We start from the raw sequence: 23,131 nt of genomic DNA on the forward strand, positions 1-23,131 counted from the left end.
TTAGTTGTTTGTTACAATATTTCTTGTTGTTAGTAAAACACATCGCGTCTTCTTGACAGACGTCATGTCCTATGATAAACTCATCAAGGATAATAGAATATTGTTTTGTGGAACAAGTAGAAGCACCCGCTTCTCACCTGATGGACGCATTCGCAGTTAACAGGTAAATGTATTTCTTACTTAAGATTTTACAAGTGTGGGTGTCGTATGCCCGCACTTTTTTTGTTCGGGTTCTATGACTACAAAATATGTTCTGAGAAAACCTTGGAGGTGGCTTACTATTAGCAAGGATATGATGATTAACGAGCAAATTCGTGCACGTGAAGTACGTTTAGTTGGCGCAAATGGCGATCAACTTGGAATCAAGTCTCGTAATGACGCTTTAGACTTAGCTGCAAATCTTAATCTTGATTTAGTATTAGTTGCTCCAAATGCGAAACCGCCAGTATGCCGCATTATGGACTACGGTAAATTCCGCTTTGAGCAACAGAAGAAAGAAAAAGAGCAGCGCAAAAATCAAAAAGTAATTAGCATGAAAGAAGTTCGTTTAAGTCCAACAATTGATGAACACGACTTTAACACAAAACTTCGTAATGCTATCAAGTTTTTAGAGAAAGGCGACAAGGTTAAAGCGTCAATTCGCTTTAAAGGACGTGCCATTACTCATAAAGAAATCGGTCAACGTGTTTTAGATCGCTTCTCAGAAGCTTGTGCTGAAGTTAGTACAGTTGAATCTAAGCCTAAAATGGAAGGACGCAGTATGTTCTTAGTTTTAGCACCGAAAAACGATAAGTAATAGATAGAGGAGGAAATACCTATGCCTAAACAAAAAACTCATCGCGGCGCTGCAAAGCGTTTCAAAAAGACTGGATCAGGTAAACTGAAACGTTCTCACGCTTACACAAGCCATTTATTCGCTAACAAATCTACAAAAGCTAAACGTAAACTACGTAAAGCTGGTGTAGTAAGCGCTGGTGACTTCAAACGCATTCGTCAAATGCTTGACAACTTAAAATAAGTTCGGCTGATATATAGAACAATTAGGAGGTAATATTATGCCAAGAGTAAAAGGTGGTACAGTTACTCGTCAACGTCGTAAAAAAGTAATTAAATTAGCAAAAGGTTACTACGGTTCAAAAAATACATTATTCAAGGTTGCTAACCAACAGGTTATGAAATCTCTAATGTATGCATTCCGTGACCGCCGTCAAAAGAAACGTGACTTCCGTAAATTATGGATTACACGTATCAACGCAGCAGCTCGTATGAATGGTCTTTCTTACAGCCGCTTAATGCACGGTCTTAAAAATGCTGGCATCGAAGTTAACCGCAAGATGCTTGCTGACTTAGCTGTTCATGACGAAAAAGCTTTCGCTGAATTAGCAACAGTTGCAAAAAACAACATTAACTAATTAATTAGTTGAAACCTTAGAAGAATTTTCTTCTAAGGTTTTTTTATTTGTATTCAAATAGAAGTTAGAAGTGAAAGAAATTCTAAAGATTAACGACTATGTCGTTATCAATATGACAAAATCAATATAAAAGTTATAGCAGTATAGAAGAATATACATATGAAGTCAGGAGAATACTCCTGGCTTTTTTCAATTCTGCTCGTTTGGAAAGAAGAGTATCTTTCCTAGCCGAAACGACACTGCTATAATGGAAAGATGATATGGAACTTTCATCAGATGAACAATTTAAGAGCGATGACTGAAACGTATTTGTAAATTAAGGACAAGCTATTTTATAAAGAGTTAGATAGCTGACTTATTCATAAGAACTGAAACATAATAATGAACTTTGAGATGAAACAACATTGTTGCGTAAAATGCGATGTTGGAGGAGGACAATAGAATGGACTTACTACAACTATTTAAATTACAAAAAGAATTAGATGACCGTATTGCAAAAGAACATGACTTACAACCGAAAAAATTGTTAAAAGAAAAAATGTTAGCTCTTCTTGTAGAAATTGGAGAACTTGCAAATGAAACACGTTGTTTTAAATATTGGAGCAACAAACCAGCATCGGAACGTGAAGTAATATTAGAAGAATACGTAGATGGTTTGCATTTTATTTTATCAATCGGAATTGATTTAGGTATTGATAAAAACTTCCTATTCTATAAATGTGCACAAACGAATAAAACACAAGTGGAAATTTTCTTAGACACATATGCGAAAGTAATTCGTTTTACAGATCAACCATCTATTACAAACTATATTGAATTATTTACGAGCTATCTTCGACTTGGACAAGCACTTGAATTTGAGCAAGAAGAGATTGAAAAAGCATATTTAGATAAAAATGAAGTAAATCATCAGCGTCAAACACAAGGATACTAATTTAATTTTTGAATATTTCAATTTAATTATTGTATAATGAATTGACTGAAGAAAAAGGAGGGTGTTGGCAATGACAAAATTAGACGCGACATTGACAATGCTAAAAGAATTAACGGACGCACGTGGTATTGCTGGTAACGAACGTGAACCACGTGAAGTAATGAAGAAATATATCGAGCCGTTTGCGGACGAACTTTCTACTGATAATTTAGGGAGTTTAGTTGCAAAAAAAGTAGGGGAAGAAAACGGCCCAAAAATTATGGTTGCAGGTCATTTGGATGAAGTTGGATTTATGATTACACAAATCGATGACAAAGGTTTCCTTCGCTTCCAAACGGTTGGTGGCTGGTGGTCACAAGTTATGCTTGCGCAACGCGTGACGATTGTAACGCGTAAAGGAGATGTAACAGGTGTAATTGGTTCAAAACCACCGCACATTTTACCTCCAGAAGCTCGTAAAAAGCCAGTTGAAATTAAAGACATGTTCATCGATATCGGTGCTTCTAGCCAAGAAGAAGCAATGGAGTGGGGCGTACGACCAGGAGATCAAGTTGTACCTTACTTTGAATTCCAAGTGATGAAGAATGAAAAAATGTTACTTGCAAAAGCATGGGATAACCGAATTGGTTGTGCAATTGCAATTGACGTATTAAAACAATTAAAAGGTGAAAAGCATCCAAACGTTGTATACGGCGTTGGAACTGTACAAGAAGAAGTTGGTCTTCGTGGGGCAAAAACATCTGCGAATTATATTAAACCAGATATCGCGTTCGCAGTAGATGTTGGTATCGCTGGAGATACACCGGGTGTAACGTCAAAAGAAGCGCAAAGTAAAATGGGCGATGGACCACAAATCATTTTATATGATGCTTCTGTTATTGGACATACAGGTTTACGTGATTTCGTAGTTGATGTTGCTGATGAATTACAAATCCCGTATCAATATGATTCAGTAGCGGGCGGAGGAACGGATGCGGGTGCGATTCACATTGCTGTAAATGGTATTCCTTCTATGGCAATTACAATTGCAACGCGCTATATCCATTCTCATGCGGCAATGTTACACCGTGATGATTATGAAAATGCAGTGAAGTTAATTGTAGAAGTTATTAAACGTCTTGATAAAGAGGCTGTACATAACATTACATTTAATTAATAGAAAAAGCGAAGGAGATTCTCCTTCGCTTTTTTATGTTTTAAAAAGGCCGTTCTAATCCTGCTGCAGTATGAGCGCCTAAAATAATTAAACGAGTTAATTGCATCGCCATAAAATGCGGAGTATATATCATTCCTCTTTTTAACCATGACATAATCATTCCGATGTGAGCCCCTGTAACATAACTAATCAAAATATCACGAGGAACCATAAGATCTTCATCATCTGGTTGTGAAATAGACAAGCTTAATGTTAAATGCACTTGTATTGTTTTCATCATTTTATAAGAGTAGTTTCCGGCAGCTTTATCCCCAAGCATAACGTTATAAAAGTTTACATTTTCTGCGATATGTTCGAATAAAGCCAAAAATGTAGGGTGAGGTGAATCAAATGTAAGTTGAAAATCTTCTTTATTTCTATTTTTCGGTTTAATTACTTCTGCTAGCTTCTCTAACATTTCTTCAATACTTTTGTCTAATAGGTCATATTTATCATGGTAATGGCTATAAAATGTAGCGCGATTTACAGGAGCGCGTTCTGCGATATGTTGCACAGTTACATTTTCAAAGCCTTTTTCGCCTACTAAAGCGACAAAAGCATCCTGAATGAGTTGTCTCGTTCGCTTTACACGTGGATCATTTGTATTTTTAATAGACATTTTTCTTCTCCTCGTTTAATTTTCTATACTTAAACAACATATTGGTATTATATTGTTGTTTAAGCGACATTTCATACGTAAATTGTCGGTTGTAGATTCAAAATAATTATTTATAATTATAAACGATAGTCCTTCAGAAATCAGCACCGCTCGCAGGTAGATAAATTTCGATTTACGCTGCAGATGGTGTGATTTTTTTGTTAAAAGGTTAATATAATTAACAATTAAACAATCTAAACAATAAGGACATAAATAGTTTAGAAAAAAATTATATGCGATATAAGGAGAGGAATGCAATGAATCAGTTTCGAAGAATGGTAATTATCAACATTATCACATTAATTGTACTAGTTGGCGGCGGTATTGGCGGTTATTACTATTACAACCAAACGGAAAATTACTTAAAAACAGACAATGCAAAGATTGATGGGAAGGTAATTCCGGTTGCTTCACCAGTAGCAGGTAAACTAACTGACTGGAAAGCTGAAGTAGGAAAAAATTATAATGAGAACGATAAACTAGGTACTGTTACTGTAGCGGCAGCTAATGGAGAACAAACAGTAGATGTAACAATTCCACAAAATGCAACGGTTGTACAATCAAACGCAACAACAAATGCTTTCGTTGGAGCTGGTAGCCCGATTGCTTACGCATTCGATATGAACAATTTATGGGTAACAGCAAACATTGAAGAAACAGATGTTGATGATGTTCAAAAAGGTCAAGATGTAGATGTGTATGTAGATGCATACCCAGATACAACGTTAACAGGAAAAGTAGAACAAGTTGGCTTAACAACAGCGAATACATTCTCTATGTTGCCATCAAGCAACGCAACAGCGAACTATACGAAAGTAACACAAGTAGTACCAGTTAAAATTTCTTTAGATCATAGCAAATCAGTAAATATTGTTCCTGGCATGAATGTGACAGTTCGTATTCATAAGTAAGGGGGAGATGAGATGTCCTCAATTGTAATTGCAGGATATGCACTATTTTGTATAATCGTCTTCTTCCTTGTAAATCGTCTTTTACGAAAGAAAAAAACGAAAATGGGAGAAGAACAAGTCCCAGCCGTAAGTAAAATAGAAATAAGTAAAGTTGAAACAGAAGAGAAAGAAATTGAACGAAAGCAAGAATCGGAAATTTCTAATGTAGTTGAGTTAGAAACAGGAAAGCAAGAAGAAGTAAAACAAGAAAAAGAAGTGCCGAAAAAACAAATGTCTACGCCTGTAGAGAATGTGAACGTAAAAGCAGTTGTAGCTGTATTAATTCTCGGCATGTTCGTTTCTATTTTAAACCAAACAATTATTAACGTTGCATTACCTCCGTTAATGAATGAATTTAACGTATCAACTTCAACAGCACAATGGTTAATTACAGGCTTCATGCTTGTAAATGGTATTTTAGTACCGATTAGTGCCTTTTTAGTTTCACGATTTACGTATCGTAAATTATTCGTAGCAGCAATGTTATTCTTTACGGTAGGATCTATCATTTGTGCTACTTCCGGAAACTTTACGATGATGATGACGGGCCGTGTAATTCAAGCGGTTGGTGCGGGTATTTTAATGCCGGTTGGTATGAATATCTTCATGACGTTATTCCCGCCTCATAAACGCGGAGCGGCGATGGGATTACTAGGTGTAGCGATGATTTTAGCTCCAGCTATCGGACCAACTGTAACAGGTTGGGTAATTGAAAACTATAGCTGGAACTTAATGTTCTATGCGATGTTTATTATCGGTTTAATTATTACGTTCCTATCTTTAAAATTCTTTACACTAGCTCAGCCAGTGTCTAAAACGAAATTAGATATATTCGGTGTGGTTAGTTCAAGTATTGGACTAGGAAGCTTATTGTACGGATTTAGTGAAGCTGGAAATAATAGTTGGACTAGTGCAGAAGTTGTTATTTCACTTATCATTGGTGTAATTGGTTTAGCGTTATTTATTTGGAGAGAGTTAACAACGGACAATAAAATGCTTGATTTACAAGTATTTAAATATCCAGTATTTACTTTCACTTTAGTAATTAACGCAATCGTTACGATGGCATTATTCGGAGGTATGTTATTGCTTCCAGTATATCTGCAAAACATTCGTGGCTTTACGCCAATTGAATCTGGTTTACTACTTCTTCCAGGATCATTAATTATGGGGATCATGGGACCAGTAGCGGGTAAATTATTCGATAAATATGGCATTCGTCCATTAGCGATAATTGGATTGGCAATTACGACGTATGCGACATATGAATTTACAAAATTATCGATGGATACACCGTATAGCGTTATTATGACGGATTATATTATACGTTCAATTGGTATGTCATTCATTATGATGCCAATTATGACGGCTGGTATGAACGCGCTGCCGATGAAATTAATTTCTCACGGTACAGCAACGCAAAATACGTCAAGACAAGTAGCGGGTTCAATCGGAACAGCGATTTTAATTACACTTATGACGCAACAAACGACTGCTCACGTAGCAGATTACGGCAACATGTTAACAACATCAAACCCAATTTTAGTTGATAAAATACACGGCATGGGGCAAAGTTTAGCGGCCTTAGCTGGATCAGCTCAAGCAGGAGACGCGATGAGCACACAACTATTATATGGACAAATTTCAAAGCTATCTGCAATTAACGGTATTAACGATGCCTTCTTAATCGCAACGATACTAGCAGGTATCGCTTGGGTGTTATCGTTCTTCTTACCATCAGGCAATAAACCAAATAGAAAAGCAGGGAATTAAATTCCCTGCTTTTTTGTGTTCTTTATGCAGTTAAATATAAAAGCTGGTAACCAGCTACGGAGCATAGCCCTGTTATAAACAAAATTGTTCCCATAGCACGAATACTTGATATTTGTCTGCCGCTTATAATAGCTAATAGTCCAGCTAAAGAGAAGAGACCCCAATATAAAGTTCCTGAAATTGGAATCACCCCCTCTAAGTCTATTCCATAACCTATACAAATGATAGGAACAACGATAAGCGATATGCTAATGAAACCAGCTATAATGGTAAGTGATTTACGACATTTAATACCAAAAATAATTAAAAAAATGCCAACGATGAATTCGCATACCATTAAAGTAAGAGCTAAAATCATCCAAGTTAATATTCCGAACACTTCTGTGTTACCTCCGATTTGTGAGTTTCAAAAAATATTATATATAGTACGAATCACCCACAGTCATGAGTAACCAGAAGATAACTCCTAATATATCAGCGATAAAAATAATGAATCCCATATTACGGATACTTTTAATCTTTGCTTGTAATCCACTTAATCCAGCTAATAATCCAGTTAAAGAAAATAGGGTCCAGTAAAGAGCAGTTGGAATGGGGAAGATTGTATCCATATTAATTCCTATACTTAAAAAAACAAAAGGTAGTGTGACAAAGGATAGGCTAAGTAGCCCCATTAAACCAACTAGTAATTTCCGATATTTAATTCCTGTTACTATTAAAAAAATACCACCAGCAATCCCGCATAGTAAGAGAAGTGGCGTGAAAAGCATCCAAATAACACTGAACATATGTAAACTCCCTTATATGAATTAAGTTATATTTTACTACATGAGGTTTATTTTGGATATTATTAATAAATATGTATAAATTGATAGAGATGAGAAGTGATCATACGAATTAATAAAAGAGGTATCGTGAGGATACCTCTTTCTAATTCAAGAATGCCAACAAATTATTCATAATATGAAATAACATAGCTGGAATAATTGATTTTGTTTTTTTACATAAAATAGCCATTAATAATCCCATGAAGAAAGTAATGACCATTACGCCAAGTGAGTATGTATGAGCGATACCGAAGAAGAAGCTTGTTATAATCGCTGCAATCCAAAATGGGAAGCGTTCTGAGAAAAAGCGAAGTATAAAGCCACGGAAAATAAGCTCTTCAAAAATTGGTGTGAGTATTGCAAAGCCGAGAAGTAATAATATTTGATACTGCTTAAAGACATCTAAGTTTAGTGCGGAAGATTGCTGCTTTGTTGCGTCTTGGAACAAATAATTTAACAAGATGTAATTGAGTAAAATGTTTATAGCGAAGAAAAGAAGTAAGTATACGTATGTACGCCATTCTCTCAGTGCTTTAAAGTTAAATGATTGTAGTAGTAATTTTTTTGCGGGTTCGAATTTAAAAATGAAGAATAACAACACGGCTAGCTGTAATACAATACTTGCAGTATTTACGATAGATTCATACAGGGCAATTTGTTTTTTATCTGTAAGACCGGCTGTATAAATTGTTAAGGGCATTGCGAGGAACACAGTAATAAGTCCGGTTCCGAAAAAAGCGAATACAACGGAGTTAATAAATTGTCCCCATGACATAGAGTATTTCTGTTCATTAGAAAGTTGTGTAGCGGGTTGCATATGTAGAATCACCTCTTTATATTTGTATATTTAATTATAAGGTATTTTGTTTTCAGGCGTAATATTTAAATATTACATATAAAGGTGTATTTTCCATAAAATAATAAAAGAGGTATCACCCTGTAGTGATGCCTCTTTCTCATTGATAACTATGTTCTGTCTTGTTATTCAATTTTGCTTGCTCTATTTGCAATTCACGCTCTACCAATCGATCTAATTGCTGAATTGCTTTAAGTGCTTTTTCATAAGAAATTGTTCGATAATGATGCGCTCCGTCCGGTTCTTCATCTGCTTCATCTGCCCATTTAATAATATTTTGAAGCGATGTTCTTTCAATTTCTTGTTCCACTAAGAAAGAATCTGTATGAAGAAGAATTGCAATAGAAATTTCTTTTGCTAGTTTTGGATGTTCTCCTAATCTAATAAGTAATTTATGTGCTCTTTCAGCACCTTTAATTGCATGGATATCATTCTTTTTATATAAGTCATAATCCCATTCGCCGCCTGTGTACCACGTATGATGTCCGATATCATGAAGGAAGCCAGCTTTTGTGGCAGCATCGACTGAGGCGTGATGCTTTTTGGCTAGGTGAAATGCATGGTAAGCGACAGCGATCGCGTGGACCATTCCAGAACGGTTTACGTATTTTTGTGTAATGTGGTGTTTAAAAATTTGTTCAAGCGTAATACGGTGCATAAAACATTCACTCCTTTTATCTTATGGTGTATATGAAGAAAAATCGATCGGTTTAAATGTATTTTGAACATTGTACTCCATCATAGTTCGTTAGTAAAGTAGAAATGTTTAGGAGAAGAAAAAAATTTTCTGCAAAAAAATCACCTTAGCTTATGCAAAGGTGATTTTCAAATTGCTTATTTTTTTAATCCTTGCTCTAGTGTTTCTAACATTTCGTGCTTTTCATTTTCATCAGCGTTTTTCCAAATGACTTCAAATAAAACGCCAAGACCTGGAAGCATTTTTTCTTCACCGCTTTGAATTGCATCGACGATTGTTTCTTGTAATTGATCTTGTGAATTTCCAGATACATTCGCTAATACGGCACCGCGTAAATTAAAACTCATTGCTTTCACCTCTTCTTCAGAATTGAAACTGACGTTAGTTTTTGTTCTTTTTTATGTAAATATGTATGGAAAATAGGCTATAATGATAAGACAAGAAGAGAGGGAAATACATATTATGAAAAACATTGATTCAGTACAAAATCCGCGTGTAAAGCAGTGGAAAAAGCTGCAAACGAAAAAAGAACGCGATAAAAAAGGTTTATTTTTTGTAGAAGGATTCCACTTAGTCGAGGAAGCTTTGAAGGCAGGAATTGTAACAGAACTTATCGTTTCAGATCAGACAGACCTTCCGAAAGATTGGACAGTTAATGATGTGGAAATGTATATCGTACCTGAGGCGATTGTCAAAATACTTCGTGAAACAGAAACGACACAAGGTGTATTTGCTGTTTGTGAGAAGCATGAGAAAGAAGTAGCTCTTACTGATGGGAAATTCCTTTTATTAGATGGCCTGCAAGACCCAGGTAATTTAGGAACAATTATTCGTACAGCTGATGCAGCTGGTATTCACGCCGTTGTGCTTGGAGAAGGTTGTGTTGATGTTTACAATAGTAAAGTACTCCGCTCTACACAAGGCTCTATTTTCCACTTACCAATTGTAAAAGGGAACTTAGAAGAATGGGTAGACAAGTTAAAAGAAAACAACGTTCCTGTATATGGAACAGCTCTTGAAAATGGAGTTCCGTATGGTGAAGTAACGCCGGCTGGCAGTTTTGCATTAATTGTAGGAAATGAAGGAAATGGCGTACGCCAAGAAATTCTTGCAAAAACGGATCAAAACTTGTATATTCCGATTTACGGCGGGGCAGAATCATTAAATGTTGCGGTTGCAGCAGGGATTTTAACGTATTATTTGCAAAGCCCGGTTGCGAACAAATAAAAAACTTCTTATAATAAGTTGAAGTACATTATATTAAAAGTTAAATAACGAAAAACGTTGATAGAGAAGAGTAACTTACAAAATCGCCATATAGGGAGAGAGTGCCGTAGACTGAAAGCATTCTTATGGTAGACGGAAGTGAATTCACCTCTGGAGTTGACGCCAGGACCATGTATATGTAAAGGCGTTCCGGTCAGAATTGATCGTTATAACTAATGAGTGGGCAGACTTGTTCTGTCAATTTAGGGTGGTACCGCGAATTTACCTCGTCCCTTTTTGGGAGCGGGGTTTTTTTATTTTTAAAATTAGGAGGGTTCCAAAATGGAAGCACGTTTAAAAGAGCTAAAGCAAAAAGCGTTAGAGCTTATTGAAGAAGCGAAAGAGCTAAAGGGCTTAAACGACGTACGCGTAGCGTATTTAGGAAAAAAAGGCCCAATTACAGAAGTATTACGCGGCATGGGAAAATTGTCAGCAGAAGAGCGTCCACGTATGGGAGCATTAGTAAATGAAGTGCGTGAAGCGATTCAAACGCGTTTAGATGACAAAATTAGTAACTTAGAAAAAGCAGTAATCGAAGCGAAATTAGCTACTGAAACAATCGATGTTACACTGCCAGGTCGTCCTGTTGAAACAGGTTGTCACCATCCGTTAACAGCTGTTGTTGAGCAAATTGAAGATGTATTCATCGGTATGGGTTATGAAGTAGCTGAAGGAACAGAAGTAGAAAAAGACTACTACAACTTCGAAGCACTAAACTTACCGAAAGATCACCCAGCGCGTGATATGCAAGATACATTCTACATTACAGAAGAAACGTTACTACGTACACATACATCTTCTGTGCAAGCACGTACGATGGAAAATAATAAAGAAAAAGGCCCAATCAAAATTATTTGTCCTGGTAAAGTGTATCGCCGTGATGACGACGATGCGACGCATTCACATCAGTTCATGCAAATTGAAGGTCTTGTAATTGATAAAAACATTCGTATGAGTGACTTAAAAGGTACACTGCAAGTATTCGTGAAAAAGATGTTCGGTGAAGATCGTGAAATCCGTCTTCGTCCAAGTTTCTTCCCATTCACAGAGCCATCTGTAGAGATGGATATTTCTTGTATGATGTGTCATGGCAAAGGTTGCGGCACTTGTAAAGGAACTGGCTGGATTGAAATTCTAGGCGCAGGTATGGTTCACCCGAACGTACTTGAAATGGCTGGTTATGATTCAAAAGAATATCAAGGTTTCGCATTCGGTATGGGCGCAGAGCGTATCGCAATGTTGAAATACGGAGTAGATGACATTCGTCATTTCTATACAAATGATGTACGTTTCTTACAACAATTCAAACGAGCGTAAGGGAAGGAGAGGATAAATATGTTCGTATCATATCGTTGGTTACAAGAGTATGTAGATATTAAAGATGTAACAGCACAAGAACTAGCAGACAAAATCACGAAAAGTGGTATTGAAGTAGAAGGCGTTGAAGTATTAAATAAAGGTGTAAAAGGTGTTGTAGTTGGTCACGTATTAGAATGTGAAAAACACCCAGAAGCTGATAAATTAAGCAAATGCTTAATCGATATCGGTGAAGAAGAGCCAGTTCAAATTATTTGTGGAGCTGCTAACATTGCAAAAGGTTTAAAAGTACCAGTTGCAAAAGTTGGAGCTGTACTTCCTGGTAACTTCAAAATCAAAAAAGCAAAACTACGCGGTGAAGCTTCTCACGGTATGGTTTGTGCTCTTCAAGAGCTTGGTATTGATGGAAAGTTAGTTTCAAAAGAATACGCAGATGGTATCTTCATCTTCCCAAGTGACGCTGAAGTTGGTGCAGATGCACTTGAAATTTTAAACTTACACGATGAAGTACTTGAGCTTGGCTTAACACCAAACCGTGCAGATTGCTTAAACATGTTAGGTGTTGCTTACGAAGTAGCTGCTATTTATGGCCGTGAAGTAAAACTTCCAGCTATCGACTTACAAGAAACAGCAGAAAAAACTTCTGATTATATTTCTGTAAGCGTAGAAGCGAAAGAAGAAAACCCATTATACATTGCAAAAATGGTTAAAAACGTAAAGATTGGTCCGTCACCAATGTGGATGCAAACTCGTCTTATGGCAGCTGGCATTCGTCCAATTAGCAACGTAGTTGATATTACAAACTACATTTTAATGGAATACGGTCAACCGTTACATGCATTCGATTACGATAAATTAGGTTCAAAAGAAATCGTTGTTCGTCTTGCAAAAGAAGGCGAAAAAATTGAAACGTTAGATGATCAAGAGCGTACATTACAAAGCCACCATCTTGTAATTACAAACGGCACGAAAGCTTTAGCTGTTGCTGGTGTAATGGGCGGGGCGGATTCTGAAGTTACAAATGAGACAGTAAACGTTCTAATTGAGTCTGCATACTTTGCAGGTCAAACAGTACGTCGTACATCAAAAGACTTAGGTCTTCGTAGTGAATCAAGTGCACGTTTCGAAAAAGGAATCGATCCAACACGTACATTTGAAGCAATTCAACACGCAGCTGCTTTAATGGCGAAATATGCTGGCGGTGAAGCACTTGAAGGTGTAGTAGAAGCTGACAACTTACAAGTACAAGAGCGTACAGTATCTGTTACTGCTGAAAAAGTAAACCGTGTATTAGGTACAAATATTTCTGCGAGTGAAATGGGTACAATGTTCACAAACTTGAAATTCCCATTTACAGAAGTAGAAGGAACATTCCATGTAAATGTACCAGCACGTCGTCCTGATATTACAATTTCAGAAGACTTAGTAGAAGAAGTGGGCCGTCTATACGGTTATGACCACATTCCAGTTACATTACCTTCTGGAACGATGACTCGTGGTAAATTAACATCAGCACAAACGAAACGTCGTAAAGTACGCCGCTTCTTAGAGGGTGCTGGTTTATATGAAGCAATTACGTATTCATTAACAAGCGCTGACAAAGCGAAACAATATATGGTTGAGCCAAACGAAAAGGCGCCTGTAGGTCTTGCACTTCCAATGAGTGAAGAACGTAGCCAACTTCGTTTAAGCTTAGTACCGCAATTACTAGAAGCAGTTTCATACAATGTCGCTCGTAAAAACGACAGCGTTGCTTTATACGAAGTAGGTTCTATCTTCTTACCGACAGAAGAAGGAGAACTTCCGAAAGAAGAACAACATCTTGCAGGTGTTATGACAGGTCTTGCTCTTCACCATGCATGGCAAGGTGAGAAGAAAGTAGTAGACTTCTTCGTTGTGAAAGGTGTACTAGAAGGACTATTCGACGTGCTTGGCGTTTCAAATCAAATCACATATGCACCAGCAAAACGTGAAGGTATGCACCCAGGCCGTACAGCTGACATCGTATTAGATGGCGAAGTAATTGGTTTCATCGGTCAATTGCACCCAGAAGCAGAAAAACAATTAGATGTGAAAAATACATTCGTATTTGAATTATCTCTTGTAAAAGTATTCGGTGCAGACGCTGAGGAAACTTACTACTCAGCAATTCCACGTTTCCCATCTATGACACGTGACATGGCTGTTGTAGTAACAAAAGAAACAAAAGCTGGTGAAATGAAGCAAGTCATTGCTGAAGCTGGCGGAGAACTTCTGAAAGACGTAACACTATTCGACTTATACGAAGGTGAAAAAATGGAAGAAGGCAAGAAATCACTTGCATTCTCTATGACTTACTTCGATGCAGAACGTACATTAACAGACGAAGAAGTAACAGAAGCACATAACCGTGTACTAACAACGGTAGAAGCGAAATTCGGTGCGGAGTTACGTAAGTAATTAGAAAATTGCCGGATTCATTCCGGCAATTTTTTTATTGGATTGGTTGTCGGACACTGTCGGTAAGTCGATATATTACAAAAATCGCTCATATATTTTCCGACACCTTGCATCTTTCTCTCGAATGTAGTACATTAATTTTAGTTTAACAAAATGAAAGACGATGATAAGGAAAAGTAGTATATACTATAATCCAAAGCGAGTCAGGGACGGTGAGAGCCTGATGAGGCGGTATATGTGAAGAACACCTTGGAGTTGCTAACCGAAATTGAATTTTGTATTCAAGAGTAGACTTAGACGGGAATCCGGCCTGTTACAAACCGGGAAGTATGTATTACATACGAGTTAAAGTTGGTCTTTATGACAAATTGGGTGGTACCGCGAAGTTTAACCTTTCGTCCCTTTATGGATGAAAGGTTTTTTTGTATTTAAATATATGAGCAAAGGAGAATTTCACTATGGAAAACACATTAGTAAAAAGTCTGTATAGAGATACAGAAAAGTATGCAGATCAAACAGTACAAGTATCAGGGTGGATTCGTAACTTACGTGATTCAAAAGCATTTGGTTTCATCGAATTAAACGACGGTAGCTTCTTCAAAAGCGTTCAAATCGTTTTCGATACAGAATTAGAGAACTTCAAAGAAATTGCAAAACTTCCACTTAGCTCTTCAGTTAAAGTAGAAGGTAAAGTAATTGCAACGCCGGGAGCGAAGCAACCATTTGAAATTAAAGCAGAAAAAATTGATATCGAGGGCTTATCAGATTCTGATTACCCACTTCAAAAGAAGCGTCATACGTTTGAATACTTACGTACAATCGCTCACTTACGTCCAAGAACAAATGCATTCTCTGCAACGTTCCGCGTACGTTCTATCGCAGCATTTGCGATTCACCAATTCTTCCAAGAGCGTGGATTCGTACATGTCCACACACCAATCATCACTGGTAGTGATACAGAAGGTGCTGGCGAAATGTTCCGCGTAACAACGCAAGATTTAAATAACCTACCAAAAGGTGAAGACGGAAAAGTTGATGAGTCAAAAGACTTCTTCGGTAAAGAAACAAACTTAACAGTAAGTGGACAGCTGAACGCTGAAGCTTATGCATTAGCATTCCGTGATGTATACACATTCGGACCTACATTCCGTGCAGAAAACTCAAACACAACTCGTCACGCTGCTGAGTTCTGGATGGTTGAGCCTGAGATTGCATTCGCTGAACTAGGTGACGTAATGAACCTTACAGAAGATATGCTGAAATATGCAATGAAATACGTATTAGAGCATGCACCAGAAGAAATGGAATTCTTCAACAGCTTCGTTGATAAAACAGTTCTAGAGCGCATGAACAACGTAATCAACTCTGACTTCGGTCGCATCACATATACAGAAGCAATTAAAGTGCTTCAAGAATCAGGTGCTGACTTCAAATACCCAGTAGAATGGGGAATTGACTTACAAACAGAGCACGAAAGATACTTATCAGAAGAAATCTTCAAACGCCCTGTATTCGTAACTGACTATCCGAAAGACATTAAAGCATTCTACATGCGTTTAAATGAAGACGGTAAAACAGTAGCTGCTACGGACCTTCTAGTTCCTGGTATCGGCGAATTAATCGGCGGAAGCCAACGTGAAGAAAGAATGGACGTTTTAGTAGACAGAATTAAAGAATTAGGTATGAACGAAGAGGACTACTGGTGGTACTTAGAACTTAGAAAATACGGCGGTACAAAACACGCTGGATTCGGTCTAGGTTTCGAGCGCTTCCTAATGTACATCACTGGTATGGCTAACATCCGTGACGTAATTCCATTCCCAAGAACTCCAGGTTCTTCTGAATTCTAAAATATGAAAAAAGGCGAGAGGATTTCCTCTCGCTTTTTATTTTACATATTGTATAGTTTATTCCCTCGTAGCAAAAAGTAACGCGAAGGGGTGAATATAAATGAGTAAAAAAGTGAAAAAAGATCATTCAAGATCGGGCCTAGGTTCTCCAGAAGTTGAAGGACAAGGAACGACGACACATGAAACAGGTTCTCATAAAGTATCTTCATCAAATAAGAAGCAGAAACGAAGCTAACATAACAAAGGAGAGTCTTAAGGGCTCTCCTTTGTTATGTGTTACATCTTATTATCGTTAATTTCTTTTGTAATCTTATTTATGTCTTTGTCTAATCGATCTAAATAGAAAAACCACAGTAAACTTATGAACACGTAATAGATGGCCATCACGCCAAGATTATCAGATATATTTTCGAATGTGGATTTAGTAGTGAAAAAAGCTCCCCAAATTATAGAAATAGTGAGGTAAGAAAGTGGGCCTACGAGGTGTACGAAAGCATATAGTACCTTTTTAACTTTTACAGCGTTCATATGAAAAACCTCCTTTTTCTAATCATACATTCAAGTTCTTCACAGAAGTGTTGTAGTTTTGCTGGATTATGTATTAACAAGCGTGCATCGTGTTTCCCGATAAATCTTCGAATCCGAAAGTTTAATAAGAAAGATCGACCATAACGCTCTATTAAATCGTTGAACGCTGGTTGTTCACTTAGTAGCTGAATGTTTTCTCTAATTTCGAACTGTCTTTCGTGTGGATCGCCTAGTAAAATATTTAGAATCATTTGTAGAAGTAGCAATGTAGATCTCCTCCTATGTTAGAATAATCTGTATATTATAATTATAACAAAACTATAAGGACAATAGTAGGATGAAACAAAAAACAGGAGTTTGTAGGCTCCTGTTTTTGTCGATACTATTTTAATAAGCGAAGCGCCTTCTCTGTATTAGCGAAATGCAGTTTCACAAACTCGGGTAATCGTTCTTTACCAAGCTTTTGAATTAATTTAGCAGCAGCGATATCAACTTGTTTACCAGCACCTTTCGGAAGTGGCATACCAGCTTTTTTACTTAGTTCGTCAAACTGTTTTACGAATGAGTAGCGAGCTAAAATAGAAGCAGCGGCTACTGCTAAATGGACGCTTTCACCTTTCGTAGCGAAATAAACATTTTCACGCTGTACCTGTTTTTGTTTTGCTAAATATTTGTAGTATGTATCAGGTTGTGTGAATTGGTCGATTAAGACGCCTTCAGGTTTTGTAGGTGCCATTTTCGCTAATAAGTTTGTAATAGCTTTATTATGTAGCAAGGCTTTTAACTTACCTTGGTTGTTTCCTTTATCAAATAGCTCGTTATATTTTTCGTTATGAAGGACAAGAGAGCTATAAGGAACAACGTGTAGAAGTTGTTTCGCAATGGCAGTAATTTGATCGTCATTTAAGTTTTTAGAGTCTTTTACACCAAGTTCTTTTAGTAGTGGAATTTGCTTCGCATCCACATATACAGCAACGACTGTCATTGGTCCGAAGAAATCACCAGTACCAACTTCATCAGACCCTACAATAGACATTGTACTGATGGAAGCAGGCGGCGCATAACGGTGTGAATCGACAGATTTTTTTACAGCTGTTTTTGGCGCGTGAGAGACAGTTTGCCAACGAGAAGCTTCTGCTTCAGCGCGGCCTCCTTGGAACATTACTTTTCCAGATTTATACGCTGTAATCGTGCAAGATGGCACCTTTGCCATGAAGATTCCGCCTTGTGGAATTTTCGGGCTAAGCGAATGTTTATATTGTTGTTTCATGTCTTCAATTACTGTAGAATTTGTTTGAATTACGATAGAATTTGACATAATGGTCGCCCCTTTTTTTATATTGTTATTTTTATCATATCGGATTGTTCTTTCTGTTTCCATATTATGAAGGTTCATGGTATGATAAACTTTAGGATTCTGTACGTGATTGGAGGCCGGTGAGTTGTCACAACAAAAGGGAAAGAAAAGTCGAATTAATGTAGAAATCTATGGTCAGCAATATTCAGTTGTTGGCGATGAAAGTACAAGTCATATCCGCATGGTAGCAGCGATTGTGGATGATAAAATGCGCGAACTCAATGCCAAGAATCCTTCGCTTGACACGAGTAGACTAGCGGTATTGACGGCGGTAAACGTCATACACGATTACATAAAATTAAAAGAAGAACATGAGAAATTGAAAGAAAGTATGACAAAAAAAGGAATGGAATAACATGATTGATATTATTATCATTTTACTGCTTGTTATGGGATTTTTCCTCGGCTTACGCAGAGGGTTTATTCTGCAACTTGTAAAGTTAACAAGCTTTATTATCGCATACCTTGTTGCATACTGGTACTGTAAAGATTTAGCGCCAGCACTTGCGAAATTTATTCCGTATCCATTTGATAAAAACGTATCTGTTCCAGAATGGATTGATGCAAATAATATTGAGACAGTATTTTATCAAGCGCTTGCGTTTATCATATTGTTTATTATTACAAAAATAGCACTTTCATTACTTGGTAATTTGTTAAATATGTTTGCAGAAATACCGGTTTTAAAGCAAGTAAATGCGTTTGCGGGGGCAATCCTCGGATTTTTAGAAGTATATATTGTTTTGTTTGTCTTAATTATCATTGGAAACATTCTTCCGATTGAACAAGTACAAACACCATTACAAAAATCATCAATTAGCAAAATAATTGTAGACGATACACCGATTCTATCTGAAAAGGTGAAGGAACTATGGCAGACAGGTAGCAGAGTATAACTTCTCTTTTTTCGGAAAGAGAAGTTTTTTTCTATGAAAGAAAGGCGGGGTAATGATGAAAGTAAATAAAAAACAAGTTATCAAATTATTAGAGACAATCGGGCTTTTTATGGAACTAAAGGGTGCGAATCCATTTAAAATATCTGCATTTCGTAAAGCGGCAGCAGCATTAGAAAGTGACGATCGTAGTCTTTCTGAGATTGAAGATTTCACAAAGATTCCGGGCATCGGAAAAGGAACAGCAGCCGTTATTCAAGAATATATAGAATCGGGAACATCTGAAGTATTACAAGAACTTGAAAAAGAAGTACCGAGTAGCTTATTGCCGTTATTAAAACTACCAGGTCTTGGTGGTAAAAAGGTGGCTAAGTTATATAAAGAGCTAGGCGTTATTGATATGGAGACGTTAAAAGCTGCTTGTGAGGAAAATAAAGTACAAGCTTTAGCTGGTTTCGGTAAGAAGACAGAAGAGAAAATATTAGAAGCAATCGATCAAGTAGGCTCTCGTCCAGAGCGTTTACCAATTGCGATGGTATTGCCTATTGCCGGGGAAATAGAGGAGAAATTGTCGAATATTGCTGAAGTAATTCGTTTCTCTCGCGCTGGTAGTTTGCGCCGTGTTCGTGAAACAGTGAAAGATTTAGATTTTATCATTGCAACGACAGAACCAGCAGCGGTACGTGAGCATTTACTACAATTCGATAATATGATTGAGGTAATCGCAAGTGGGGATACGAAAGTTTCTGTTCGTCTTCAATATGAATATGATATTTCAATCGATTTCCGCTTAGTAAAACCAGAAGAGTTTATTACAACACTTCACCATTTCACAGGATCAAAAGACCATAACGTAAAAATGCGTCAAATCGCAAAAGATAAAGGCGAGAAAATTAGTGAGTACGGTGTAGAGAACTTAGAAACAGGTGAAGTGAAAACATTTGAGACTGAAGAAGACTTCTTTGCTCATTTCGGTCTACCATTTATTCCGCCAGAAGTGCGTGAAGATGGAAAAGAAATTGAATTAATTAAAGAGTATCCGAACTTAATTCAGTTTTCCGATATACAAGGTGATTTACATATGCATACAACTTGGAGTGACGGTGCTTTTTCTATTGAAGAAATGGTACAAGCGTGCCGTGCTCGTGGATATAAGTTTATGGCGATTACTGATCACTCGCAATACTTAAAAGTAGCGAATGGTTTAACGAAAGAGCGTCTTCGTGAGCAAGCGAAAGAAATTGAACGTATGAATGAAAAGTATCCAGACATTACAATTTTACGCGGAATTGAAATGGACATTTTACCAGATGCCTCGCTTGATTTTGATGATGAAGTATTAGAAGAATTAGACTATGTCATTGGAGCGATTCACTCTAGCTTCTCACAAGACCGTGAAACGATCATGAAGCGTCTGCGTACTGCACTTGAGAATAAACATGTCACAATGATTGCTCATCCGACAGGACGTCTTCTCGGGCGCCGTGAGGGTTATGATGTAGATACAGATTTATTAATTGAACTCGCAAAAGAGACAAATACAGTTTTAGAATTAAATGCGAATCCGAACCGTCTAGATTTAAGCGCGAAATTATTAAAACAAGCACAAGATGCTGGTGTAAAAGTAGCGATTAATACAGATGCTCATACACTTGAAATGTTAGAAGATATGGAAACAGGTGTAGCAGCAGCACGTAAAGGTTGGATTCAAAAAGATAACGTGATTAACACATGGGATATTGAACGTTTATTAGACTATATTAAACGTAATAAGTAACGCAAGGGGGACCTGCAACATGTTAGAAAGAACGTTGCGTGTATTAGAATACAATAAAGTAAAAGAACAATTACTTGAACATACAGCCTCTTCACTTGGCCGTGACAAAGTGAAGCATTTAGTGCCGAGCACTGATTTTGAAGAAATTGTAGAAATGCAAGATACAACGGATGAAGCAGCGAAAGTTATTCGTTTAAAAGGTAGTGCACCATTAGGTGGTATTACGGATATTCGCTCAAATGTGAAGCGTGCAAAAATTGGGAGTATGTTAAGTCCAAATGAATTACTTGATATTGCGAATACGATGTATGGTAGTCGTAATATGAAACGTTTCATTGAAGATATGGCTGATAACGGTGTCGAGCTTCCGATTTTAGAAACTCACGTCGCTCAAATTGTATCTTTATATGATTTAGAAAAGAAAATTACAAATTGTATCGGTGACGGCGGTGAAGTAGTCGATAGCGCAAGTGATAAACTGCGTGGTATTCGTACTCAAATTCGTACTGCGGAAAGCCGTATTCGTGAAAAATTAGAAAATATGACGCGCTCTTCAAATGCGCAAAAGATGCTGTCTGACTCGATTGTAACGATTCGTAACGAACGTTACGTAATCCCAGTAAAACAAGAATACCGCGGCGTATATGGTGGTATTGTTCACGATCAATCAGCTTCTGGACAAACGTTATTTATTGAACCGCAAGTCATTGTAGAATTAAATAACGCACTGCAAGAAGCTCGTGTGAAAGAGAAACAAGAAGTCGAACGCATCTTATTGATGTTAACAGAAGAAGTGGCAGTAGAAGCCGATATCGTTTTATCAAACGTAGAAGTAGTTGCGAATCTTGATTTCATTTTTGCGAAAGCTTTTTATGCAAAGCGAATTAAAGCAACGAAACCAATCGTAAATAACGAGCGTTATATGGATTTAAGACAAGCTCGCCATCCGCTAATCGATCCAGAAATTATTGTGCCAAATAACATTATGTTAGGTAAAGATTTCACGACAATTGTTATTACAGGACCGAATACAGGTGGTAAAACAGTTACGCTGAAAACAGTTGGTATTTGTGTTTTAATGGCGCAATCTGGTCTTCACATTCCAGTAATGGATGAGTCAGAGATTTGTGTGTTTAAAAATATATTTGCTGATATCGGTGATGAGCAATCGATTGAACAAAGTTTAAGTACGTTCTCCTCACATATGGTGAACATCGTTGATATTTTAGAAAAAGCTGATTTTGAAAGCTTAGTTTTATTCGATGAATTAGGTGCTGGAACAGACCCACAAGAAGGTGCTGCACTAGCAATTTCGATTTTAGATGAAGTATGTAATCGCGGTGCTCGCGTTGTTGCAACGACGCATTATCCAGAATTAAAAGCATACGGATATAACCGTGAGCAAGTTATTAATGCGAGTGTTGAGTTTGATGTAAATACATTAAGTCCAACTTATAAATTATTAATCGGTGTACCAGGCCGTAGTAATGCCTTTGAAATTTCGAAACGTCTTGGATTATCTGATCGCGTTATTGACCAAGCACGCAACCACATTAGTACAGATACGAATAAAATTGAAAATATGATTGCGAAGTTAGAAGAAAGCCAGAAGAACGCAGAGCGTGACTGGAACGAAGCAGAAGCACTTCGCAAACAATCTGAAAAACTTCATCGTGAATTACAACGTCAAATCATTGAATTTAACGAAGATCGCGATGAACGATTATTAAAAGCGCAAAAAGAAGGGGAAGAAAAAGTCGAAGCCGCAAAGAAAGAAGCAGAAGGCATTATTCAAGAACTTCGTCAATTGCGTAAAGCACAGCTTGCAAACGTGAAAGATCACGAGTTAATTGAAGCGAAGAGCCGTCTAGAAGGCGCAGCACCAGAGCTTGTTAAGAAACAAAAAGTAAACGTGAAAAACACTGCGCCGAAGCAACAGTTACGTGCAGGTGATGAAGTAAAAGTATTAACGTTCGGTCAAAAAGGTCAATTACTTGAAAAAGTAAGTGATACTGAGTGGAGCGTACAAATCGGTATTCTGAAGATGAAAGTAAAAGAATCTAACATGGAATACATTAACACACCGAAGCAAACAGAGAAAAAAGCAGTTGCAACGGTAAAAGGTAGAGACTATCACGTTTCATTAGAACTTGACCTTCGTGGTGAACGATTTGAAAATGCAATGGCGCGCGTTGAGAAATACTTAGACGATGCCCAGCTTGCAAGCTATCCTCGCGTATCAATTATTCACGGTAAGGGGACAGGAGCACTTCGCCAAGGTGTACAAGATTACTTGAAGAAGCATCGCGGTGTAAAAACCTTCCGTTACGGCGACATGGGCGAGGGAGGCCTAGGCGTAACAGTTGTCGAATTAAAATAGAAAACAACGAAACAAAGGGGAA

25 protein-coding genes and 3 other annotated features are annotated in these 23,131 nt (G+C 37.3%); of the genes, 16 read left to right on the forward strand and 9 right to left on the reverse strand.

Annotation, left to right across the window (positions count from 1 at the left end; genetic code table 11):
* The first annotated feature begins 108 nt into the window (after positions 1 to 108).
* Positions 109 to 229 (forward strand) — a sequence feature (ribosomal protein L20 leader region).
* A 63-nt stretch (positions 230 to 292) separates the two neighbouring features.
* From infC to AU379_RS01595, 5 genes are all read left to right on the forward strand, one after another.
* The gene (infC, locus tag AU379_RS01575; protein WP_000973215.1) at positions 293 to 796 is read left to right on the forward strand and encodes a translation initiation factor IF-3; all 504 of its coding nucleotides are present in this window, start codon (positions 293 to 295) and stop codon (positions 794 to 796) included.
* Between the two features lie 21 nt (positions 797 to 817).
* A complete protein-coding gene (gene rpmI / locus AU379_RS01580; protein ID WP_001125945.1) occupies positions 818 to 1,018 on the forward strand; it encodes a 50S ribosomal protein L35 in 201 nt (66 codons plus the stop codon).
* Between the two features lie 37 nt (positions 1,019 to 1,055).
* Positions 1,056 to 1,412 carry a 50S ribosomal protein L20 gene (rplT, locus tag AU379_RS01585; RefSeq protein ID WP_001138362.1) on the forward strand — a complete coding sequence of 119 codons (357 nt, stop codon included), beginning with the start codon at positions 1,056 to 1,058 and terminating at the stop codon, positions 1,410 to 1,412.
* Positions 1,413 to 1,854: 442 nt separating this feature from the next.
* Entirely contained in the window at positions 1,855 to 2,346 is a 492-nt protein-coding gene (locus tag AU379_RS01590; RefSeq protein WP_000365050.1) for a dUTP diphosphatase, read from the forward strand.
* A gap of 70 nt (positions 2,347 to 2,416) precedes the next feature.
* Entirely contained in the window at positions 2,417 to 3,502 is a 1,086-nt protein-coding gene (locus AU379_RS01595) for a M42 family metallopeptidase (protein WP_000163557.1), read from the forward strand.
* Between the two features lie 40 nt (positions 3,503 to 3,542).
* Here the strand turns inward: AU379_RS01595 and AU379_RS01600 are convergent, their stop codons facing one another.
* Positions 3,543 to 4,160 carry a TetR/AcrR family transcriptional regulator C-terminal domain-containing protein gene (locus AU379_RS01600; protein WP_000023661.1) on the reverse strand — a complete coding sequence of 206 codons (618 nt, stop codon included), beginning with the start codon at positions 4,158 to 4,160 and terminating at the stop codon, positions 3,543 to 3,545.
* Between the two features lie 296 nt (positions 4,161 to 4,456).
* Between AU379_RS01600 and AU379_RS01605 the strand changes: the two genes are divergently transcribed.
* Together AU379_RS01605 and AU379_RS01610 are read left to right on the forward strand one after the other, a co-directional pair.
* Positions 4,457 to 5,110 carry an HlyD family efflux transporter periplasmic adaptor subunit gene (locus AU379_RS01605; protein WP_001071419.1) on the forward strand — a complete coding sequence of 218 codons (654 nt, stop codon included), beginning with the start codon at positions 4,457 to 4,459 and terminating at the stop codon, positions 5,108 to 5,110.
* Between the two features lie 12 nt (positions 5,111 to 5,122).
* Positions 5,123 to 6,922, forward strand: coding sequence for a DHA2 family efflux MFS transporter permease subunit (locus tag AU379_RS01610; RefSeq protein ID WP_000095271.1), 1,800 nt, complete (start codon positions 5,123 to 5,125; stop codon positions 6,920 to 6,922).
* Between the two features lie 22 nt (positions 6,923 to 6,944).
* Here the strand turns inward: AU379_RS01610 and AU379_RS01615 are convergent, their stop codons facing one another.
* The 5 genes from AU379_RS01615 to sspI form a co-directional block, all read right to left on the reverse strand.
* Positions 6,945 to 7,301: a hypothetical protein gene (locus AU379_RS01615; RefSeq protein WP_030028470.1), complete on the reverse strand. Its 357-nt coding sequence runs from the start codon at positions 7,299 to 7,301 to the stop codon at positions 6,945 to 6,947.
* A 37-nt stretch (positions 7,302 to 7,338) separates the two neighbouring features.
* Entirely contained in the window at positions 7,339 to 7,710 is a 372-nt protein-coding gene (locus AU379_RS01620) for a hypothetical protein (RefSeq protein WP_030028468.1), read from the reverse strand.
* Positions 7,711 to 7,852: 142 nt separating this feature from the next.
* Entirely contained in the window at positions 7,853 to 8,566 is a 714-nt protein-coding gene (locus tag AU379_RS01625; protein WP_061138923.1) for a CPBP family intramembrane glutamic endopeptidase, read from the reverse strand.
* 139 nt (positions 8,567 to 8,705) lie between these two features.
* The gene (locus AU379_RS01630; protein ID WP_061138924.1) at positions 8,706 to 9,263 is read right to left on the reverse strand and encodes an HD domain-containing protein; all 558 of its coding nucleotides are present in this window, start codon (positions 9,261 to 9,263) and stop codon (positions 8,706 to 8,708) included.
* A 176-nt stretch (positions 9,264 to 9,439) separates the two neighbouring features.
* Positions 9,440 to 9,649 carry a small acid-soluble spore protein SspI gene (sspI, locus tag AU379_RS01635; protein WP_000009509.1) on the reverse strand — a complete coding sequence of 70 codons (210 nt, stop codon included), beginning with the start codon at positions 9,647 to 9,649 and terminating at the stop codon, positions 9,440 to 9,442.
* 82 nt (positions 9,650 to 9,731) lie between these two features.
* On the opposite strand from sspI, the gene AU379_RS01640 reads away from it, so the two are divergent.
* The 5 genes from AU379_RS01640 (at position 9,732) to AU379_RS01660 (ending at position 16,409) form a co-directional block, all read left to right on the forward strand.
* Complete coding sequence (locus AU379_RS01640; protein ID WP_001986644.1) at positions 9,732 to 10,529, forward strand: RNA methyltransferase; 798 nt, start codon at positions 9,732 to 9,734, stop codon at positions 10,527 to 10,529.
* Positions 10,530 to 10,577: 48 nt separating this feature from the next.
* Positions 10,578 to 10,806 (forward strand) — a binding site (T-box leader).
* Between the two features lie 44 nt (positions 10,807 to 10,850).
* A complete protein-coding gene (gene pheS, locus AU379_RS01645) occupies positions 10,851 to 11,885 on the forward strand; it encodes a phenylalanine--tRNA ligase subunit alpha (RefSeq protein ID WP_000388219.1) in 1,035 nt (344 codons plus the stop codon).
* An 18-nt stretch (positions 11,886 to 11,903) separates the two neighbouring features.
* A complete protein-coding gene (gene pheT, locus AU379_RS01650; RefSeq protein ID WP_000498190.1) occupies positions 11,904 to 14,324 on the forward strand; it encodes a phenylalanine--tRNA ligase subunit beta in 2,421 nt (806 codons plus the stop codon).
* A 154-nt stretch (positions 14,325 to 14,478) separates the two neighbouring features.
* Positions 14,479 to 14,730: a binding site (T-box leader), on the forward strand.
* 52 nt (positions 14,731 to 14,782) lie between these two features.
* On the forward strand, positions 14,783 to 16,174 hold the full coding sequence (gene asnS / locus AU379_RS01655; protein WP_000432177.1) for an asparagine--tRNA ligase: 1,392 nt from the start codon (positions 14,783 to 14,785) through the stop codon (positions 16,172 to 16,174).
* Between the two features lie 100 nt (positions 16,175 to 16,274).
* Positions 16,275 to 16,409: a YuzL family protein gene (locus AU379_RS01660; RefSeq protein WP_000039590.1), complete on the forward strand. Its 135-nt coding sequence runs from the start codon at positions 16,275 to 16,277 to the stop codon at positions 16,407 to 16,409.
* A gap of 41 nt (positions 16,410 to 16,450) precedes the next feature.
* Here the strand turns inward: AU379_RS01660 and AU379_RS01665 are convergent, their stop codons facing one another.
* The 3 genes from AU379_RS01665 to rnhC form a co-directional block, all read right to left on the reverse strand.
* The gene (locus AU379_RS01665) at positions 16,451 to 16,702 is read right to left on the reverse strand and encodes a hypothetical protein (protein WP_000994758.1); all 252 of its coding nucleotides are present in this window, start codon (positions 16,700 to 16,702) and stop codon (positions 16,451 to 16,453) included.
* A complete protein-coding gene (locus tag AU379_RS01670) occupies positions 16,699 to 16,968 on the reverse strand; it encodes a hypothetical protein (RefSeq protein ID WP_000925537.1) in 270 nt (89 codons plus the stop codon). The genes AU379_RS01665 and AU379_RS01670 overlap by 4 nt, the downstream gene beginning before the upstream one ends.
* A gap of 116 nt (positions 16,969 to 17,084) precedes the next feature.
* Entirely contained in the window at positions 17,085 to 18,020 is a 936-nt protein-coding gene (rnhC, locus tag AU379_RS01675; RefSeq protein ID WP_000071566.1) for a ribonuclease HIII, read from the reverse strand.
* A 124-nt stretch (positions 18,021 to 18,144) separates the two neighbouring features.
* On the opposite strand from rnhC, the gene zapA reads away from it, so the two are divergent.
* From zapA to AU379_RS01695, 4 genes are read left to right on the forward strand one after another with little or no spacing between them, the layout of a single operon-like run.
* The gene (gene zapA / locus AU379_RS01680; RefSeq protein ID WP_000082701.1) at positions 18,145 to 18,414 is read left to right on the forward strand and encodes a cell division protein ZapA; all 270 of its coding nucleotides are present in this window, start codon (positions 18,145 to 18,147) and stop codon (positions 18,412 to 18,414) included.
* Between the two features lies 1 nt (position 18,415).
* A complete protein-coding gene (locus tag AU379_RS01685) occupies positions 18,416 to 18,955 on the forward strand; it encodes a CvpA family protein (RefSeq protein ID WP_000565412.1) in 540 nt (179 codons plus the stop codon).
* 55 nt (positions 18,956 to 19,010) lie between these two features.
* The gene (gene polX, locus AU379_RS01690) at positions 19,011 to 20,729 is read left to right on the forward strand and encodes a DNA polymerase/3'-5' exonuclease PolX (RefSeq protein ID WP_000867517.1); all 1,719 of its coding nucleotides are present in this window, start codon (positions 19,011 to 19,013) and stop codon (positions 20,727 to 20,729) included.
* 19 nt (positions 20,730 to 20,748) lie between these two features.
* Positions 20,749 to 23,109: an endonuclease MutS2 gene (locus AU379_RS01695; protein ID WP_000893716.1), complete on the forward strand. Its 2,361-nt coding sequence runs from the start codon at positions 20,749 to 20,751 to the stop codon at positions 23,107 to 23,109.
* The last annotated feature ends 22 nt before the right edge of the window (positions 23,110 to 23,131 follow it).

Origin of the sequence: Bacillus sp. JH7 (assembly GCF_001563515.1) — a bacterium.
In the GTDB taxonomy this organism is placed as follows: Bacteria; Bacillota; Bacilli; order Bacillales; family Bacillaceae_G; genus Bacillus_A; species Bacillus_A cereus.

What these genes read in the sequence shown, in the direction of transcription:
- AU379_RS01590 (WP_000365050.1), top strand. Translation starts at nt 1,855, where the DNA reads ATGGACTTACTACAACTATTTAAATTACAAAAAGAATTAGATGACCGT.
- rnhC (WP_000071566.1), bottom strand. Translation starts at nt 18,020, where the DNA reads ATGTCAAATTCTATCGTAATTCAAACAAATTCTACAGTAATTGAAGAC.
- AU379_RS01685 (WP_000565412.1), top strand. Translation starts at nt 18,416, where the DNA reads ATGATTGATATTATTATCATTTTACTGCTTGTTATGGGATTTTTCCTC.
- infC (WP_000973215.1), top strand. Translation starts at nt 293, where the DNA reads ATGATGATTAACGAGCAAATTCGTGCACGTGAAGTACGTTTAGTTGGC.
- AU379_RS01610 (WP_000095271.1), top strand. Translation starts at nt 5,123, where the DNA reads ATGTCCTCAATTGTAATTGCAGGATATGCACTATTTTGTATAATCGTC.
- sspI (WP_000009509.1), bottom strand. Translation starts at nt 9,649, where the DNA reads ATGAGTTTTAATTTACGCGGTGCCGTATTAGCGAATGTATCTGGAAAT.
- polX (WP_000867517.1), top strand. Translation starts at nt 19,011, where the DNA reads ATGAAAGTAAATAAAAAACAAGTTATCAAATTATTAGAGACAATCGGG.
- rplT (WP_001138362.1), top strand. Translation starts at nt 1,056, where the DNA reads ATGCCAAGAGTAAAAGGTGGTACAGTTACTCGTCAACGTCGTAAAAAA.
- asnS (WP_000432177.1), top strand. Translation starts at nt 14,783, where the DNA reads ATGGAAAACACATTAGTAAAAAGTCTGTATAGAGATACAGAAAAGTAT.
- AU379_RS01600 (WP_000023661.1), bottom strand. Translation starts at nt 4,160, where the DNA reads ATGTCTATTAAAAATACAAATGATCCACGTGTAAAGCGAACGAGACAA.
- AU379_RS01625 (WP_061138923.1), bottom strand. Translation starts at nt 8,566, where the DNA reads ATGCAACCCGCTACACAACTTTCTAATGAACAGAAATACTCTATGTCA.
- AU379_RS01665 (WP_000994758.1), bottom strand. Translation starts at nt 16,702, where the DNA reads ATGAACGCTGTAAAAGTTAAAAAGGTACTATATGCTTTCGTACACCTC.
- AU379_RS01630 (WP_061138924.1), bottom strand. Translation starts at nt 9,263, where the DNA reads ATGCACCGTATTACGCTTGAACAAATTTTTAAACACCACATTACACAA.
- AU379_RS01595 (WP_000163557.1), top strand. Translation starts at nt 2,417, where the DNA reads ATGACAAAATTAGACGCGACATTGACAATGCTAAAAGAATTAACGGAC.
- rpmI (WP_001125945.1), top strand. Translation starts at nt 818, where the DNA reads ATGCCTAAACAAAAAACTCATCGCGGCGCTGCAAAGCGTTTCAAAAAG.
- AU379_RS01620 (WP_030028468.1), bottom strand. Translation starts at nt 7,710, where the DNA reads ATGTTCAGTGTTATTTGGATGCTTTTCACGCCACTTCTCTTACTATGC.
- AU379_RS01640 (WP_001986644.1), top strand. Translation starts at nt 9,732, where the DNA reads ATGATAAGACAAGAAGAGAGGGAAATACATATTATGAAAAACATTGAT.
- AU379_RS01660 (WP_000039590.1), top strand. Translation starts at nt 16,275, where the DNA reads ATGAGTAAAAAAGTGAAAAAAGATCATTCAAGATCGGGCCTAGGTTCT.
- pheT (WP_000498190.1), top strand. Translation starts at nt 11,904, where the DNA reads ATGTTCGTATCATATCGTTGGTTACAAGAGTATGTAGATATTAAAGAT.
- AU379_RS01695 (WP_000893716.1), top strand. Translation starts at nt 20,749, where the DNA reads ATGTTAGAAAGAACGTTGCGTGTATTAGAATACAATAAAGTAAAAGAA.
- AU379_RS01605 (WP_001071419.1), top strand. Translation starts at nt 4,457, where the DNA reads ATGAATCAGTTTCGAAGAATGGTAATTATCAACATTATCACATTAATT.
- pheS (WP_000388219.1), top strand. Translation starts at nt 10,851, where the DNA reads ATGGAAGCACGTTTAAAAGAGCTAAAGCAAAAAGCGTTAGAGCTTATT.